This window comes from Nocardiopsis moroccensis (assembly GCF_055763695.1).
In genome coordinates, this window is the sequence record NZ_CP199747.1 from 2,473,795 (window position 1) to 2,491,553 (window position 17,759).

Annotated in this window: 7 protein-coding genes; 2 read left to right on the forward strand and 5 right to left on the reverse strand. The window is 69.5% G+C overall.

The genetic code is table 11. The features are described from left to right. Nucleotides 1-14: 14 nt before the first annotated feature. The gene (locus ACUKCB_RS11020; RefSeq protein ID WP_473040418.1) at nucleotides 15-3,497 is read right to left on the reverse strand and encodes a LamG-like jellyroll fold domain-containing protein; all 3,483 of its coding nucleotides are present in this window, start codon (nucleotides 3,495-3,497) and stop codon (nucleotides 15-17) included. 333 nt (nucleotides 3,498-3,830) lie between these two features. On the opposite strand from ACUKCB_RS11020, the gene ACUKCB_RS11025 reads away from it, so the two are divergent. Beyond that, complete coding sequence (locus tag ACUKCB_RS11025) at nucleotides 3,831-4,394, forward strand: dihydrofolate reductase family protein (RefSeq protein ID WP_473040419.1); 564 nt, start codon at nucleotides 3,831-3,833, stop codon at nucleotides 4,392-4,394. A 26-nt stretch (nucleotides 4,395-4,420) separates the two neighbouring features. Here the strand turns inward: ACUKCB_RS11025 and ACUKCB_RS11030 are convergent, their stop codons facing one another. The 3 genes from ACUKCB_RS11030 to ACUKCB_RS11040 all read right to left on the reverse strand — a co-directional run bounded on the left by ACUKCB_RS11030 (nucleotide 4,421) and on the right by ACUKCB_RS11040 (nucleotide 11,448). Continuing rightward, nucleotides 4,421-4,969 carry a VanZ family protein gene (locus ACUKCB_RS11030; protein ID WP_473040420.1) on the reverse strand — a complete coding sequence of 183 codons (549 nt, stop codon included), beginning with the start codon at nucleotides 4,967-4,969 and terminating at the stop codon, nucleotides 4,421-4,423. A gap of 90 nt (nucleotides 4,970-5,059) precedes the next feature. After that, on the reverse strand, nucleotides 5,060-10,543 hold the full coding sequence (locus ACUKCB_RS11035; RefSeq protein ID WP_473040421.1) for an ATP-binding protein: 5,484 nt from the start codon (nucleotides 10,541-10,543) through the stop codon (nucleotides 5,060-5,062). Between the two features lie 239 nt (nucleotides 10,544-10,782). Continuing rightward, complete coding sequence (locus ACUKCB_RS11040; protein ID WP_473040422.1) at nucleotides 10,783-11,448, reverse strand: GyrI-like domain-containing protein; 666 nt, start codon at nucleotides 11,446-11,448, stop codon at nucleotides 10,783-10,785. Between the two features lie 372 nt (nucleotides 11,449-11,820). On the opposite strand from ACUKCB_RS11040, the gene ACUKCB_RS11045 reads away from it, so the two are divergent. Then, nucleotides 11,821-14,256, forward strand: a complete 2,436-nt coding sequence (locus ACUKCB_RS11045; RefSeq protein ID WP_473040423.1) for a M14 family zinc carboxypeptidase — start codon at nucleotides 11,821-11,823, stop codon at nucleotides 14,254-14,256. Nucleotides 14,257-14,369: 113 nt separating this feature from the next. On the opposite strand, the gene ACUKCB_RS11050 is transcribed toward ACUKCB_RS11045, so the two are convergent. Beyond that, entirely contained in the window at nucleotides 14,370-17,099 is a 2,730-nt protein-coding gene (locus tag ACUKCB_RS11050; RefSeq protein ID WP_473040424.1) for a pectate lyase family protein, read from the reverse strand. Nucleotides 17,100-17,759: the final 660 nt, after the last annotated feature.

Genomic DNA, 17,759 nt, shown 5'->3' on the forward strand with positions numbered 1-17,759 from the left:
GGGCTGGTGGGGTGTCAGGACACGGGCAGGTATCCCAACATGACGTCGCTGATATCGGCCTCGTTCAACACGCCCTGGTAGAGGTGGACGTCGCTGATGTCGCCGGCCCACTCACCGTTGAGATTCGACTCGAACTGGGAGGCGCCGATCACCACCGGGCCGTTCGCGTGCCAAGCGTCGGGGACCTCCACGGGCTCTTGCGCCACACCGTCCACATAGAGGGTGGCCTCGCCCAGGGTGTGGTCGTAGGTGGCTGCCAGGTGGGTCCACCTGCCGAACTCGGGGGCGTGCTCGGACAGGGAGCGGTGCCAGCCGCTGGCCCCGGCCCGGTCCTCGGGCGGCAGCTTCATCACCCAGTTGTCCCAGTCGTAGGTGTGCTGGTAGCTGAGGTAGAAGGCGCTGTGGTCGGTGCCGTTCTGGGCCACCGCGGCCGCGTTGTGGCCGACCTCGTCCAACCGGACCCAGGCGGCGACGCTGTAGCTGCGGTCGGTGCGCACCGCCGGGGCGTCGGTGTGCAGGTGTTCCTTGTGGTCCATGTTCAGGCTGACGCCGGGGGCGAAGGTGACCTCGTTCAGGGCCTGGTTCCAGGCGGTGAGCGGGTCGGCCTCCAAGGTGGCGTCCAGAGCGTGGTCGGAGGCGTCGGCCGCGACCGTTCCCTCGGTTTCGTCCAGGCGCCAGCGTCCTTCCAAAGCCGCAGGACGGTTGGCGAGCTCCCACACCTCAAGGTGCTCTTCGTCGTCCTCATGCACCACATCGTCCAGGATCGAGCGGTCCCATACTCGAACGTCATCGATGCCGCCGGGCCAGTGGTAGGTCAGGTCTCCCCGGTGCTGGCCCCCACCGAGGGTGAGCTTGCCTTCAGCGTTCCAAGCCGTGGGGTGCTGGACCCGAGACTGCTCCACCCCGTCGACGTACAGTGCGAGCTCTCCGGTGTCGGGGCTGTAGGTACCCAGCAAGTGAGTCCACACCCCGAGTTCCACCGGATCGCTCGCGTAGGCATAGGTCCACCCGGAGTCACCTTCGGTGGGCTCGTCGTCGTGCGGAGCCATCTTGAAGGTCCATGCCTGTGCGTTGTAGCCCTGGTAGCCCAGATGGAAACCGGACTGGAATTCACCTGCCTGCGAGACCGCGGTGGCATTTCCGTGAGGGAGCTCGTCCAGGAACACCCAGGCCGAGACCGCGAATGATTCGGTGGTGTCAATGACCGGTCCCTCAGTGGTGAGGAGCGTGTCACCGTCAAGGTCCGCCGCCGTTTCCTCCATCCGGTAGGAACCCGCGTCGTTGTAACCGACTCGGCCTCGGGTCCAGTCCAGGTTCCCGGAGGCTGTCGCAGTACGTCCGGACTCACGCAGGTCAACAACGGTTTCCCCCTGCCCCTCGTCCAGAGGGAAGTAGGAGACCGGTTCGGCTGGGGAATCCACGGTGAAGGTGTAGGCCAGACCGCACTCGGAGGAGTTGCCGTAGGCGTCCACGGTGCGGGCGTGGAGCAGGTTGGGGCCGTCCCGGGTCGGGGTGAGCGCCACTGTCACGCTCTGGCCGGGCTCGTCGAGTTCGACCTCGGTGGAGCAGGAAGCGTCATTGACGCTGTAGTGGTAGCTGGTGGCTTCCTCGACACCGTTGTTGGCGAAGGTGAACTCGCCCGAGCGGCCCACCGATCCGTGCACCTCGTCCCCGGCCGGGTAGTCGGTCGAGGTCACCTCGGGGCCGGAGTCGGGTTTGGTGGTGTCGATCTTGATGTAGCACCAGGACGACCACGGCCCCCAGTCGGACCGGTCGTAGCCGCGGACCCGGTAGGCGAGTAGTTCCTTCTCTGGCAGGTCGGAGGCGGTGACCGGTCGGTAGCTGCCGCCCGACCACTTGCCCACGGTCACATAGGCCGAGTCCGCTGAGCCCACGGGGGCGTCGTCTTCGACGCTCTTCCACTCGAACCGGGACTTGACCTGCTGCCCGACCCAGTAGGAGTCGCGGTCGCGGATCTGGGCGTTCAACCTGATCTCGGTGTCGTTGACCAACCTGGGCTGGTCGGCGTCGGTCGAGCACACTCCGCCCAGGGAGTCGGAGAGGGTGGAGGTGACCGGCTTCTGCGGAGGGTGGTTGTAGTCCACCACCAGTACCGGGGGCTTGTCCTTCACATCGAACCTGCGCCAGGCGGAGATACCGGACTCGTCGCGTTCCTTGAGCCGCAGGTAGATGTGCGAGGCGTCGTTGTCCAGGCCCCACTTGTAGGCGTCGGTGGCGTCGAACTCCACCCCGCTGGTCGAGGGACAGGTCGCCCAGCCGCCGGTGACGTTCTGGGTGTCCAGCACACCGCCCCGGGTGGAGGGCTGGTTGTTCCAGGTGGTCTTGCTGTTGAACGCGCTGACCCGCTGCAACTGGACGTAGGAGTCGCTGTGGCAGCTGTAGGCCCAGTCAACCTCGGTGCGCAACGTGACGGAGTTGATGATGGTGTTCGGGTGCATGGTGCGACCCATCATCGTGAACTGGAAGAACGCACGGCGGGTGAAGGTGCCGGTGTGATCGGAGTATCGCCCCACTGCTACTGGTTTGCCGTCGGAGGGGTTGAAGTAGGGCTGGTTGGGATAAGCCCGATCGACGTAGGCCCAGTTAGGTCGGCTGGCACTCACCGAGGGGTCGATGTAGACCGGGAACTCTGTGGCCTCGTCCACCAACATGCCCTGGTCGGGTACCAAACGGAGCCGGTCGACCTCCACCGAGGTCTCCACCAGCTCCCTGCGAGCACCCGAAGGGGCGGCCACTGTCGGATCCTCGCTTTGGCTCCGCTCTTCCTCTCCGGCCGAGTCCCACATGGACGGTGACTGGGCGGAGAACACGCTCTGCCCACCGGCATCACCCGTCGCGTCGAGGTTGCCGTGTTCGTCCGCCGTCATGGTCACACCGGTGGTGTCCAACGGCAGGTCCAACTCAGCCAACTCGGGCAGCTGGGCGGCCTCGGCGGTATGCACGACCAGCACCTGGGTGAACCCCTCCACCCCCGCGGTCAGCACCAGGTCCACGTCCGGCAGCACATCGGCATAGGTGGCCTGATCCCCGTCCAGCACCGGTTCGGGAAGCTCACCCTCCCACCCCAGGGAGACGCTGTTGGAACCGATCCCGATCCGGGCCATCGCGTCATCCCCGCCTCCGGAGAAGGCGATGTCCATCCCCGCCGCCTTGGGACGCACCGACCCGTCCTCGGCCTTGACCAGAGTGGTGTCCACATCGACCCAACCGTCCTCGGCGCGCACCCGCGCCGGCAGGGCCGAGATCTCCGCGGTCAACGACCCGTCCGGGTTGGCGAAGTGCTGGGTCTTCTCATCGGTCAGCCCCGGAATCTCCACCCGCTCACCGGACTGCTCCGCCAACGCCAGAGCGTCCAGCTCCTGCTGTTCCTCGGAGGTGGCCGGGTCCGGCGGTTCGGGTTCAGCAGCCGCAGGGGGCACGAAAAGCAACGAGAGAGCCACAGCAGCAGCGGTCGAGACCGCCGTCGCGCGGGGCATGGAGCGACGCATGGGGGATGCCGTTCAGTCAGTTGTCAGGGGATGTGGGAACCACTGGGTGATGACTCACACCCGTGATCCGGAAGGGACCTTAACAAAAACACCCTGACCACAACAAACAGGACATAGTTCACACGGAGCTCGTCCGCAAAAAACTGGTACTCAGACCCACTTCTGATCTGCGAGGAAACTCTGCTGTCCGCATCCGGCCACAGAGCCATGGCACAGCCCCGGGACCGCCCCCGGACGAAAAAGAACCTCCCGACGTGTCGAACGCGGACCAGGCCGTTCGTCGAGAGGATGTAAGGGCAACCGAGCAGTGAGGAACCGAGCATGCGCACCCTGATCGTCACCGCGTTCGTGTCCGTCGACGGAGTCATGGAGGCTCCCGGCGGGGAACCCGGGTACCGGAACTCCGGCTGGACCGTCAACGCCGTCGAGATGGACGAGGCGGCCTACGAGATCAAGGGCCGCGAACAGGAGGAGGCCACCGCCCTCCTGCTGGGGCGGCGCAGCTACGAGGCCTTCTCCCCCGTGTGGCCCTCCATGTCCGAGTTCGCCGGGTACAACGCCATGCCCCGCTACGTCGTCTCCACCACGCTCACCGAGGACGACCCGCGCTGGCCCGCCACCGTCCTGCGGACGCTGGATGACGTCGCCGAACTCAAGGAGACCGAGGGCGGCCCCATCTCCGTGCACGGCAGCGCCACGCTCGGCCGTTCACTCGCCGACGCCGGGCTGGTCGACCGCTACCACCTGCTGGTCTTCCCGCTGCTCCTGGGCGCGGGCAAGCGCCTGTTCAGCGACACCGACAAGGACGCCACCAAACTGGACCTGGTCGAGCACGCGGTGTACTCCAACGGCGTCCAGAAGCAGGTCTTCGACGTCGTGCGCTGAACCCGGACCGCCGGGGCGCCGCGGCCTCAGGACCGTCCGGGCCGGGCCGCCGCCCGGCCCCCGGCGGGACGCCACCAGAGCCAGGTCAGCGCCGCCCCGGCCAGGGCGCCGAGAACGTTGAGGATGACGTCGTCGGTCGACGTCACCCAGCTGTCCTCGCTCAGGTACTGGAGGATCTCGATGGTGATCGCGATCCCCGCGGCTGCCAGGGCCACCCGGGCGAAGGACGCGAACGCCCCGGAGAAGGCCAGGGGCAGCAGGGCTCCGAACGGGGCGAACAGCGCGATGTGTCCGCCGTTCTGGTACAGGGTGGTCGAGTTGACCCCCGTGCTCCACATGTCGGCGAACGGGACCAGCTCCACGCCGTGCGGGCCACCCGGGTTGACCAGGGTGAGGACGACCACCGGCACCAGGGCGAAGACCACCAGGACGTCGGGCACGGCGCGGGAGAGCGCCCCGCGCCAGCCGTGTCCCGGGCCGAGGCGGACCAGGGACACCACCAGGACCAGGACAGCGACCACGGGCAGCAGGACGAGCAGGAGGGGGAACAGTCCGGTGACCGAGGAGAAACCCATCGGGCCAACCTAACGGTCCCCGCACTCCCCTGCACACGGACGAACGGCCGGCCCCCGCAAGGGCCGGCCGTTCGTGCGTTGTCCGGTCCCCTAGCGCTTCATGCCACGCTCGATGGCCTCGATGATGCTCGGGCGCAGCTCGGCGGCGCTGATGATCGCGTCCACCGAACCCACCTCGACCGCGCGCTGGATGCTGTGCACGCTGTCGAACTCCGCGGCGACCTCGCCGAGCTTCTCCGCGCGGACCGCGGACTGCACCTCGGACAGTTCGGCGCTGAGCTCGGCCCGCTCCCCGGCCCCGGCCTCCGACACCCGGGTCTGCAGCTCGGTGACCCTCGGGTCGGTGGCGGTGCGCTTGTTCACCTCACCGGAGAAGACCACCGCCGCCGCCGGGGCGCCGCCGAGTACCGAGGCGAAGGAGCCCTCCAGCGCCAGCACCGTCATGTTCGGGTTGAGCGCCTTGGAGAACACCACGAACGCACCGCCGTGGTAGCGGGAGATCACGCAGAACACGATCGGGCCGTCGAAGTTGACGATCGCCCGGCCGATCTCCGCGCCGTACTCCAACTGCAGCTTGCGCATCGACTCCGGGGAGCCGTCGAACCCGGACAGGTTGGCCAGCACCACCAGCGGCCGGTTGCCGGAGGCCGCGTTGATCGCCCGCGCGGTCTTCTTGGACGAACGCGGGAACAGCGTGCCCGCGGTGTAGGTGTCCGGCCCGTCGGTGGGCGGGAACCCGTGCCGCTGCACCGACTTCGACTCGATACCGATCAGGCAGACCGGCCAGCCGCCGATGTGCACGTCCTGCACCGCCGAGGTGTCGGCGTCGGCCATGCCCGCCCAGCGCTCCAGCACCGGGTGGTCCTGGTCGGACAGGGCCCGCATCACCGTGCGGATGTCGAACGGCTTCTTGCGGTCCGGGTTGTGCTCCGCGGAGAAGATCTCGCCGACGGTGGTGAAGTCGCTGCCCTCGATGGCGTGCGGGAAGTCGGAGACGTCCCGCTCGTCCGCGTCGCTGGTGACCGCCTTGCGCGGTGCCCCCTCGCCGGGCACGACGTAGGTGTGGTCGTAGTGCGCCATCAGCACGTCGCGGGCGGCCGGCAGGTTCGGCGCCCAGTACTGCGCCTGGCCGTTCGGGCCCATCACCCGGTCGTAGCCGCCGATACCGAAGTTGTCCTCGGCCGACACGCCGCCGGAGAAGTCCAGCGACTGCTTGCCGGTGAGCACCATGGTCGAGTCCGGCGTCATCACCAGGATGCCCTTGGTGTGCATCAGCATCGTCGCCTCGGCGTTCCAGTACGGCTGGGCGCCGACGGTGATGCCCGCGACCACGATGTTGATCTCGCCGCCGTCCTGGGTGAACTCCACGATCCGCTTGAGGGCGGCCGCCACCCAGTCCATGTTCTCGGTACCCGAGGTCATCGAGATCCGTGCGCCCGCCGAGAGCGCGAACCACTCCAGCGGCACCCGCATCCGCTCGGCCAGGTCGATCGCGGCGATCACCCGGGTGCACTCCGGCTCCGACAGCGCGCCCAGCGCCTTGGTCGGGTCGCCGAGCAGCACCACCCGGGTGACGCCCTCGGGGTGCCGTTCGGTCGGGGTCGTGACCACGCCCGCCACCATCGCGGCGGTGTTGCGGCCCCTGGGCCGGTCCACGGGGACGAGCGCGCCGTGTTCGTCGAGGTCGTGCTCGGTGAAGGTGCCCTCGGGCCCGGCGAGCATGCCGGTCAGCTCGTACGGATAGACGGTTCCGCGGCGGGCGGCGCGCAGCACCTTCTGCCGGTAGTCGTCCAACGGCTGGACCGGTTCGGTCGAGGGCCGATCCACGTGCACGCTCGCGCCCTTGCCCGGGTCGAGGGTGATCCGCACGGCCGTCTCGGTGAGCTCGCCCTCGTCGGTGCGCTGGCGGGCCACGAACTGGACCTCCTCCAGCCCGGCGCCTTCGGTCGTCGGCAGGATGCGTTCGACCAGCGCGTTGAGCTCGTCGATGCTCAGCTCGGCCGGCGGCCACACGTACATCAGGATCCGGTTGGTGTCGAACCGCTTGTTGTGCGGCCGCTGCGCCTGGACGTTGCGGATCGCGTCCAGGCAGGCGGCGAGCGTGCCCTCCACGGCGGGCAGCGCGACCAGTCGGCCCTCGGCGTCCCGCAGCGGCGTCAGGTCGCGGACCTGGCCCATCGCGAACAGCCGCTCGTCGGCGGGGTTGCTGCGCGCCGCGGCCTTGAACAGGTAGACCTCCTCGTCCGCGGACGGCAGCCGGGTGAGGTCGAACTCGCGCAGGCGCTCCAACTGCAGCCGCTGGGCGATCTGCGGGTGCAGGCCGCGGATCAGCCGGTCCTCGGCCAGCCCGCCGTCCTGCGGGCGGAAGGTGAAGTGGTGGTGCATGACGGCGCCGCTGGTACCGGCGACGGTGGCGGTGATCCGGCGCACCCCCTCGGGCAGCACGCGCTCCGCCAGGATCTCCCCGAGCCGCACCGCCATGGCGTCGGCCTCCGGCTGGTCCTCCCAGGTGAGGTACAGGTCGGCGACCAGGCCGCCCTCGGATGCGTCGGCGGCGAGTCCGGCGACGGCCCCCAGCGCGTCGGGCAGGGCGGCGATGTCCACGGCGGTGGTGACCACCCGGGCCGTGCCCTCGGAGCCGGTGTGCTCGGCGGTGACCAGCTGGCTGCCCGCGGCCCGGAGCTCGGTGACCCCGGACAGTCCGCGGTTGCCGTAGTAGCGGCGGGTCAGCACCTCCAGCAGCGGTGCGTGGTCCTTGCCGGGGCGGCCGATGCGTTGGCCGATCAGCCGGACCAGCGGTTCGGAGCTGGCGACCATGGTCTGGATCCGCTCGGCGCGGTCCGGGGCGTCCGGGTCGCGGTCGAGGTGGCGCAGTTCGTCGCGGACCGCCGCGTAGACCCTGGCGCGGTTGCGGCGCAGCAGCGGCTGGGTGAACCAGCGGAACACCACGCCCCGGGACAGGTCGGAGACCGCGGGGAAGCGCACCTGGGTGGCCTCCACAAGGTGTTCGAGGACGAGCCCGGCGCGTTCGCCCACCGCCTCCTGGGGCGGTGCGTCGGCCAGCCACCGGCGCAGCAGCTCCGAGACGATGGTGACGCAGGCGCCCATGCGCTGCTGGGCCAGGAAGATCCGGAAGACCGCGTTCTCCAGCTCCGGGGTGCGGTCGAGGTCGGTGACGCCGTAGTGGGCGAGGACCCGGGTGAGCTTGGTCTGGAAGCCCTCGGTGACGCCCGCGCGCTCCACGTCCAGGCTCTGCAGGTAGCTGTGGAAGTACTCGCGCGGGCTGTGCACCCGGCTGTCCTGCGCGCTCTCCAGGGCGCCGCCCGGCTTGTTGCGGCTCAGTTCGGACAGGTCGGCGAACACGGTGAGCAGGTCCAGTTCGCCCTCGACCTGCCGCGAACCGAGTTCGGCGCGCGCGGCCAGGTAGTCCGAGAGCACCCGCTCGCGTTCGGCGGGTTCGTAGTCGAAGCCGAGCAGCAGGCCGCGCAGGTCCCGCAGGCCCTGTTCGGCGCGCGCGGCGGCGGAGGCGGCCGGGGGCTGTTCGGGCAGATCGATCTCGACGGCCTCGGTGGCCGCCTGCGCGTCCTCGGCGCCCTCCTCGGCCAGCGGCTCCAGCCGCATCAGCGGTGCGCCGGTCTCGACCTGGCCGCCGACCGCCACCGGGCACTCGCGGACCCGGGCCCGGAAGGGGGCGCGCAGGACCGTCTCCATCTTCATGCTCTCCAGCACCAGGATGGGGGCGCCCGACTCGACCTCGTCGCCGACCGCCAGCGGTGTGGCGACCACCAGGGCGGGTGCGGGGGAACGGACGACGCCGCCCTCGTCACGGCTGATCCGGTGCGTGACGCCGTCGATCTCGACCAGGTGGATCGGCCCGTGGGTGGCCGAGACCATCCGGAACCGGCGGCCGTTGACGGTGATGTTGCCGCTGTGGGTGTCGAACCGCTCCACCTCGACGTCGGCGGGGTACACGTCGCCGCCGCCGCAGACGCCGACGCGGAACCGATCGTGCCCGGTCCGGGCCACGTTCACCCGGTAGCCGACGCCACGGAGCTTGAGGTCCAGGGGGCGGACGGTGTCGTGCTGCACCTGCGGGCGGCCGCCGTGCGCGGTGGACAGCAGCTGCTGGCGGCTGGCCTCCTCCTCGTCCTGGTAGGCCTCGATCGCGGCCGCGGCCAGGGCGATGGCGGAGTGGCGGTGGGTGACCAGGCGGCCCTCGGCGCGCACCCGGTCGATCCAGCCGGTGTCGGCGCTGCCGTCGATCACCTCGGGCTGGGCGAGCAGGTCGAGCACGAAGCTCTTGTTGGTGGCGCCGCCCTCGATGATCACCGTGGTCTCGGCCATCGCGCGGCGCAGGCGGCCCAGCGCCTGTTCGCGGTCGCGGCCGTAGGCGATGATCTTCGCGATCATCGAGTCGAAGTCGGCGGGGATGCTGTCGCCCTCGCGGACACCGGTGTCCACTCGGATGCCGGGCCCGGCGGGCATGCTCAGCCGGGCGATGCGGCCCGGGGCGGGCGCGAAGTCGCGGTCGGGGTCCTCGGCGTTGAGGCGCGCCTCGACGGCGTGCCCGGACTCCTCCGGCTGGGTGCCCTCCAGCCTGCCGCCTCCGGCCACGTGCAGCTGCATGCGGACCAGGTCGGTGCCGGTGGTGAGTTCGGTGATCGGGTGTTCGACCTGGAGCCGGGTGTTGACCTCCAGGAACGCGAAGAGCCGCTCGCCGGGGTGGTAGAGGAACTCGACGGTGCAGGCGCCGCGGTAGCCGACGGCCACGGCGAGCCGCTCGGCCGAGGTCTTGAGCTCGGCGGCCTGGTCGGGCTCCAGGACCGGGGAGGCGGACTCCTCGATGATCTTCTGGTTGCGCCGCTGCACCGAGCAGTCCCGGACGCCCAGCGCCCAGGCGGTGCCCTGCCCGTCGGCGATGACCTGCACCTCGACGTGCCGGGCGCCGGTGACCAGGCGCTCCAGGAAGACCACGCCGGAGCCGAAGGCGCGCAGCGCCTCCTGGCTGGTGCGCTCGTAGGCCTCGGTCAGGTCCTCGGCGGAGGCGACCATCCGGATGCCCCGGCCGCCGCCGCCCGCGGAGGCCTTGAGCATCAGCGGGTAGCCGATCTCGTCCCCGGCGCGCAGGGCGTCCTCGAGGGTGGAGACCTCGCCGCGGCTCCACGGCGCGACGGGGACGCCGACCTCCTCGGCGATCAGCTTCGAGCCGATCTTGTCACCGAGTTTGCGCATCGCCTCGGCGCTCGGGCCGACGAAGGTGACGCCGATCTTCTCGCACAACTCGGCGAAGGCCGGGTCCTCGGCGACGAAGCCCCAGCCGACCCAGGCGGCGTCGGCCCCGGTCTCCAGCAGGGCCCGTTCCAGGACGGCGAGGTCCAGGTAGGGGCGTGCGGAGGCCGGTCCCAGGTCGTAGGAGACGTCGGCCTCGCGGACGAAGGTCGCGTTGCGATCGGCGTCGGTGTAGAGGGCGACCGTCTCGATCCGCGCCCCTGTTTCCGCCGAGAGGTCCCGGACGGCGTGGATGAGCCGCATCGCGGCTTCCCCACGGTTGACGATGGCGACACGACTGAACACCGGATGCCCCTCCCAAGTACCAACACACAGAAGGCGACGTCCGGGTCCCGGAGCGCCGCCTGGCCTGGTATCCAGCTTGCTGGATTACCTCCAGGTACACCAATGTCCCGAATTGCTCACGCCGGAGCCGCTGCTTTGTGGGATCTCCACAAAAAGTGCCCCGCACCGCACCGCCGGACCACCGTTTCACGCGAGGTTTGCCACAATCCGCCGGATGCGGGGGGTCGGTGCGCCCCCGGTCAGGGGTTGACCGAATCCTCCCGGAGGGGGCCACCGGAGCCGGAGGCGGCGGAGGCGACCGGTTGCCGCAGGATGGTGCGGAGTTTCTCGGGTGCGGCCCTTCGGAAGTCGCCGAGGTAGATCTCGTGGTGCCTGCCGACCATCCGCAGCCCGTTCTCCGGGATGAACTCGTCGTGCATCCGCGCGAGTACGTCCGCTTCCTCGTCGAAGGGCCCGACGTGCAGCGTCTGCACGCAGCGGCCTTCAAAAAGCGCTTCCATGCGGATGTCGTCGAGCCGCGGCGGCCGTTTCCCCGCCCCGGCCCGTTCGACGGCGGCAGCGACCATGTCCTGGCCGATCCAGTCCGGGACCATGATCATCAGCGTCCAGAGCCACCGCGACTTGTCCCGCGAGACGGTGAAGGAGTCCATGTCCGGGGCCCACCACAGGCCCTCCAGGGGCGGGACCACGTAGTCACGGCCCAGCTCCTGCCTGCTGGCGAACTTCAGCTTGTAGGCGACCGGGTAGAGCGACTCGACCGCCTCGGTGAAGACCGGCGAGGTGTTCGGATCGCCGTGGCCGTCCACCATCAGGTACCGCAGGTCGGGGACGTCCAGGATCCGGAACCGGCCGCGTCCGGCCCGGTAGGAGTCGAGGCTCCTCTTGAAGTCGGTCTTGTCCGTCATCGGCCGTCCGCGCTCCTACTCCGAGGGGCGCCGGAGGAAGCGGGTCCATCCCGGGTCCGCTCCGGCACTCCGTCAACATTTCCCGCCTTACCGTCCTTGACGCGACCCTGGCAGCACGACAGCCTCTGAGCAACAACCAGATCCGGGTACGTGACGACGGCCGCGCCGTCCACCCGGGCGCCTCCCCCCGTACCCCCTCCCCCGACCCGAACCCCCGTCACCGAGCACGTTGATCCCGACGGTGTGAGTGCTGTCCAGTGGTCCCGCGGCCGGTCCGACCGTACCCGTCCGCCCCCGCCCGAACGGCGGTGGCGCCACTTGCCGCGGACGCCGGGCCACCCGCCCGCTCCGCGCTGAGCGCAAAGGACCGGAATGGGACAAGCGACATGGAGCGGGTCGCGGCGTGCGCGCCGCACCGGACTCGTCGTCGGGGCGGCCGCCGCGCTGCTGCTGCCGACGGCGGTGCCGGCCGCGGCCGAACCCGACGCGACGGTACTGGAAATCGACGAGACATCGGTGGTGGAGGTCCTCCTCGACGACCGGGACGAGCTCGACCGGCTCGTGGAGCTGGGCGGGGACATCGCCCGCCTGGACCCGTCGGGTGAGCACGGGTTCGTCGCCCAGACCGTGATCGGCCCCTTCGACCTGGACACCTACAACGACGCCGGGTTCACCTTCGGCGACGTACTCTTCACCGAGTCCGACTCCCGGGACCGCCTCGACGAACGCGAGGCGACCATCGAACGGCTACGGGCCGAGAACGGGTCCGACGACGGGGTGGGCACGCTCTCCGACACCGACGAGCTGCGGGTCCTGCGGGCGGACTACTTCGAGGGCCGAAACGGCGACTACCTGTCCGTGGAGGTCGACTCAAGCTCCGGGCAGAGCGGGAACTTCCAGCTGACCGTGGAACGCGACGCCGGGCCCGGCACCGAGATCGGTGACGGCGGCACCCAGACGCTGAACCGCTTCGTCGACGTCGGGGTGTACATGTACCACCGCGGCCAGGCGGAGGTGGCTGAGCGGCCCGAACGCATCCTCGTCACCAGCCCGAACGGCGGTACCGCCGTCGCTGAGGTCAACGAGTGGCTGCCGGACCCCGACAGCCCCGGGGACCCGCTGCCCCACACCGACTTCCTCAACGCCTACATGACACCGGACGAGCTCTACGACCGGATCCACCAGATCGCCGACGAGTTCCCCGACATCGCCGAGGTCGTCGAACTGCCCCACCGGACCAACGGCTACCGCCGCCACGCCCAGGCGATCCTCGGCGTGGGCGTCGACGGCCGCAACGCCGACCGCGGCGTCGTCGTGGAGTCACTCGCGTACGGCCACGAGGGCGGAAACGAGATCGTCGTGGACCTGGCGGCCCCCGGCACACCGGACTCCGAGCTGTCGGTGGGCGTTGCGGGCGAGGAGATCACCGTGTCCCTGGCCACCGACGACAGCGGCGCGGTCATCACGACCGCGGCCCAGGTCGTGGACGCGGTCAACGCCGGGGCGGGCGACCTGGTCCGCGCCTTCACCTTCCGGGGCAACCCCGGAGACGGGGTGGTGGAGCCGGAGATGGTGCGTGCCGGCGACTTCCTCGACGCCCCCGAGGACGTCTCCCGCGAACCGGCGCCGGTCTACGCGCTGCGCATCGGCTCCACCCGGGACGGCTCCAGGACCGGCGTGCTGGGTTACGCCCAGGAACACGCACGGGAGTGGCAGACCCCGCTGGTGACCATCGAGACCGCCGAGCGCCTGGTGCGCAACTACGGCGTCCACGACACCACCACCGAGCTGGTGGACGAGCTGGACATCTTCCTGATGCCCTCGTTCAACCCCGACGGCGCGAACTACTCGTTCCACGACGTACCGCTGCACCGCAAGAACATGACCAACTACTGCGGCACCGACGGCGCCCGCGACCAGTGGGCCGTGGAACGGGGGGCGCAGTGGGGCGTGGACAACAACCGCAACTACGGCGCCTACACCCTGTGGGACGGCTACTCCGGGGCCTCGTTCAACTGCACCGCCACGACGTTCGCCGGCCCCGAGGAGCTGGGGCCGCTGTCGCAGCCGGAGAACCAGAACCTGGTGTGGCTGGTCGACACCCACGACAACATCGACTTCTCGATGAACATCCACTCCTCCGGCGACTACTTCATGTGGTCCCCGGGCGCCTACGTCGCCGACGGGCGCGTCTCCACCCCCCGGCCGACGGCGATGGAGGAGGCCTACTTCTGGGAGTCCTCGGCGAGCATCCTGGGAGCGATCAAGGAGCACCGCGGCACCGTGGTGACCCCGGCCCGCACCGGTCCGATCATCGACGTGCTGTACTCCGCGGCGGGCAACTCCGGCGACCACCTCTGGTACGAGAACGGGATCTTCGCCTGGAACTTCGAACTGGGCCAGGCGGGGTTCCAGCCGCCGTGGGAGGAGGCCCACGCCCAGGGCATGGAGTACTCAAACGGGCTGTACACCATGCTGGAGGTGGCCCTGGCGCACCAGAACGACCGGTTCCGCCCGCGTTCGGGGGTCTCGCCGCGTCACGGCGGGCACACCGGACCGGTGGAGGTCGTCTTCGAGACCAGCGAACCCGCCGAGATCCACTACACCCTCGACGGCAGCCGTCCGGACTTCGACTCCCCCAAGCTGGAGCTGACGGGCGTGCGCGGGGAGCGGGAGACCCTGCTGATCGAGGAGACCACCACCGTCCACTGGTTCGCGGTGGACGTGGCGGGCAACGTCGAGGGCGGCTACGACCCCGACGGTAGGGCCCGGAACCACCGCAGGGGCACCTGGACGATCGTGGACTGAGTCCGTCGCGGTCCGGGGTCGGTCGGGCCGCATCCGGAACGGCCGGCCCGCCCGAATGCATCGGGCGGGCCGGCCGGCGTCCAGGCTGCTTCGGCGCTGTCGGCCGGGATCGGTTACAGGTCGACCTCGCTGCCGCCGATGGTCACCACGAGGCGGCCGTCGGAGTCGAAGCTCCAGTCCAGGTCCCCGGAGTACTGGGCGCAGCGGGAACCGTTGGAGCCGTCCCAGAACTGGTTCGAGCCGTCGGCGTCGCCGCTGTAGCGGTCGGTCGAGCCGCTGTCGCACGAGGTGTTGCCGCGGAACACCGAGTCGCCGCCGTCGAACTGGAAGTTGCGCTCCTCGTTACCGATGCTCAGGTTGTTCGAGACCGTCATGGTGCCGGGGTTCGAGTTGTAGGTGAACCCGTGCTTGCCGTTCTCGAAGGCGATGTTGTGGTGGACGTCGTGGTCCACCTCGATGCCCGCACCGCCGAGCTTGAAGCCGTTGCGGTCGCCGTCCGAGTGCTGGGAGCCGTCCGAGAGCGAGCCGTTGCCGAACGCCAGCGAGTGTTCGATGGTCACCTCGCCGATCGGGCCCGTGTCCGACTTGGTGTACAGGTCGTAGCCGTCGTCGATGTTGTTGTAGGCCACGGTGTGGCGGAACACGTTCCCCTCCCCGACGGTGAGCTTGGGGGCGAACCCGTCGGCGTCCTCACCGTCGGAGTCGGCGTTGTCGTGCGAGACCGAGCTGACGATCAGGTTGTTCGAGGGCCACTCCGCCTTGGGGGCGCCGGCGGTGTACCGCGACAGCTGCAGTCCGGTGTCGCGGTTGTGGCGGGTGGTCACCCTCTCGATGACGTTGTCGTTGCCGCCCAGCAGGATGCCGTTGTCGCCGGCGCGCTCGACGACGATGCCGTTGATGTGCCACCAGTCGCCGCCGATGGCCAGTCCCCGGTTGGCGGAGTCCTCGCTCTGGGCGGAGAAGTTCAGTACGGGGGTCTCACCGGGGTAGGCGAACAGCTCGTTGCGGTCGCTCGACAGGCCGTCGTTCCCCGGCTCGATGTGCACCGTCTCGGAGAAGTCATAGGTGCCGTCGCGCATGTAGATCGACCCACCGGGCTCGATCCGGTCGATCGCCGAGGGGAGCGTGGTCGGGTCGGACTCGGTGCCGTCGGCGCCGTCGCTGCCGCCCGGAGCCACGAAGAGCTCGTCGCCCGAGGGCGGCGGGGTGTCGCCGCCACCGTCCGGAGGCGTGTCGCCGCCGCCGTCATCCGGCGGGGTGTCCCCTCCGCCGTCCTGCGGCGAGCCGGCGTAGGTCTCGAACTCGGCGACGCGCGGCGTGCCGTTCGAGCTGGTGATCTCGAAGTTGATCTTTCGCAGCGCCGTCGGATCGAAGGTGATGACGCCGGCTCCGCTACCGGTGGTCAGGACGTCACCGCTGTCGTGCTCCACGACCTGCCAGGAGCCGATGTTGCCTTCGGCTCCGGCCGCCTCGCGGATGTTGATCGTGGACACCGTGGTGTCGGAGCCCCACTTGACCGAAATACGGCCGGTCGAACCGGTCGGCGACCAGTAGCTGCTCATGTCGCCGTCGATGACGTTCCCGTAGCTGGTCCCGCCGGCCTTGCCGGAGCCGTCGGCGCCGGCCCCGATGCTGAGGTTGGTCCCGTCGGGGGGATCGGTCGGTTCCGGCTCGGAGGGGTCGGTCGGGTCCGGGTCGACCGGGTCGGTGGGGTCCGGGTCGGTCGGTTCGGTCGGCTCCTCCGCTTCGCAGTCGCCGTCCGAGGTCCGGTTGCCCTTGCCCGCGCCCGCGGTCTGCTCCAGCACCTCCAGCACGCAGCCGGCGTCGTCGAGCTCGTATGAGTACGGAATGCTCACCGAGGTGTTGGACTGCGGATCGGGGCCGGCGGGGTAGTTCTTGTCGCCCTCGCCGGACCAGGTCACGTTGTCGAAGACGTTGCCGCTGACCTCCCAGGAGCCCTTCTCGTTGGTGTAGAAGGTGCCCAGGACGTCCTTCGAGTCCTTGAAGTAGTTGTTCTCCACCTTCGCGCTGGCCCCGGCCCGGGAGTTGATGCCGGACTTGTGCAGCTCCGAGTAGTGGTTGTTGTACATGTGCCCGATGCCGCCGCGCAGCAGGGGGGCGCGCGAGTCGATGTTCTCGTACAGGTTGTGGTGGTAGGTGACGTAGCCGTTCGAGCGGTCGCTCTCGCTGGACCCGACCAGGCCGCCGCGGCCGGAGTTGCGCAGGGTGCTGTAGGAGAGGGTGACGTACTGGGTGTTGTTCTTCAGGTCGAAGAGGGCGTCGTAGCCCTCCGACTCCCCGCCCGAGGCCTCCAGGGTGACGTGGTCGACCCAGACGTTGCGGACGTCGCTCTCCATCCCGATGGCGTCACCGCCGTTGGAGGTGGGCGAGCCGGACTTCTTGACGTTCCGGACGGTCACGTTCTGGATGATGATGTTGCTGGACTCGCGGATGTGGATGCCCAGCTGGTCGAACACGGCTCCGCCGCCGGTGCCGACGATCGTGACGTTGCTGATCCGCTTGAGCTCGATCACGTCGTCCGCGGTGTCGCAACCGTCGCCCGACACCTTGGAGGTGTTGCCGTGGTTGATGGTCCCCTCCACCTCGATGATGATCGGGGTGTCGGTGTCGGGCCGCTCGCACAGGGCCTCGTGGATCTGGGTTCCGGTCGTGGCCCGGACCGTCTGCCCGCCCGCGCCGCCGGTGGTTCCGCCGTTCTCGCTCGCGTAACCCGTGGCGTCGCCGGTCTGCGCCGATGCCGAGGACATCGTGCCCAGACCGGCCGCCACCATGGCCGCGACGGCCAGCGTCGACAGGAGTCGACGGGTGCTTGTTCGTCTCACTGCTTACCCTTCGTAGTGGGGCATGAGCTTTGAAGTGCTTTACCTGAGAGTAGAGAAAGCGCTTTCCATGTCAAGGGGTGTTAATGCAACCGTTTGCAGAGCGATCGGACGCCCCTACGGCTTCACAAGCCCGTGTACTGCGGATTCACCGGAATCGGGCGCCGAATTCGGAACCGGGTACCCAAAATTCTGCAACCGCTTGGACACCTCGCCGATACACGGCGGACCGGACTCGGACGTCCGGGTAACGGGCAGGGGTCACCCGGAAGCACGGTGGAAGCGGAACAGCCGTGCTCGCCCGGATGGTCGGGGAAGGCGCCGTCGGCGGGTGACGCACACCCTGAGAAAGGGTCTTTCCCGAGTCTGCTTCCTGAGCTCAGAACAAGCCGGGAAACGACGCAACGAGGCGGCCGAAGCCCCCGAGCAGAGTCGTTCCGGAATGGGGTGGACCCTGGGCAAACCGACGACAACCCTGCATGGCTCACTGCCAAGCTCGAAGCTGTTCTTCGTGAGCTGCCCGCACCGACAGCGCCACCCCTCGGACGCCGGGCCGCCGCGCACAGGCGCCGGCCGCCCGTGCTGGCCACCGGAGCACGCGACGATCCGGAACCCGCGGCCCCGTCCGGTTCTGCCGCCGACGGGCACCCGGCTCCCCAACGG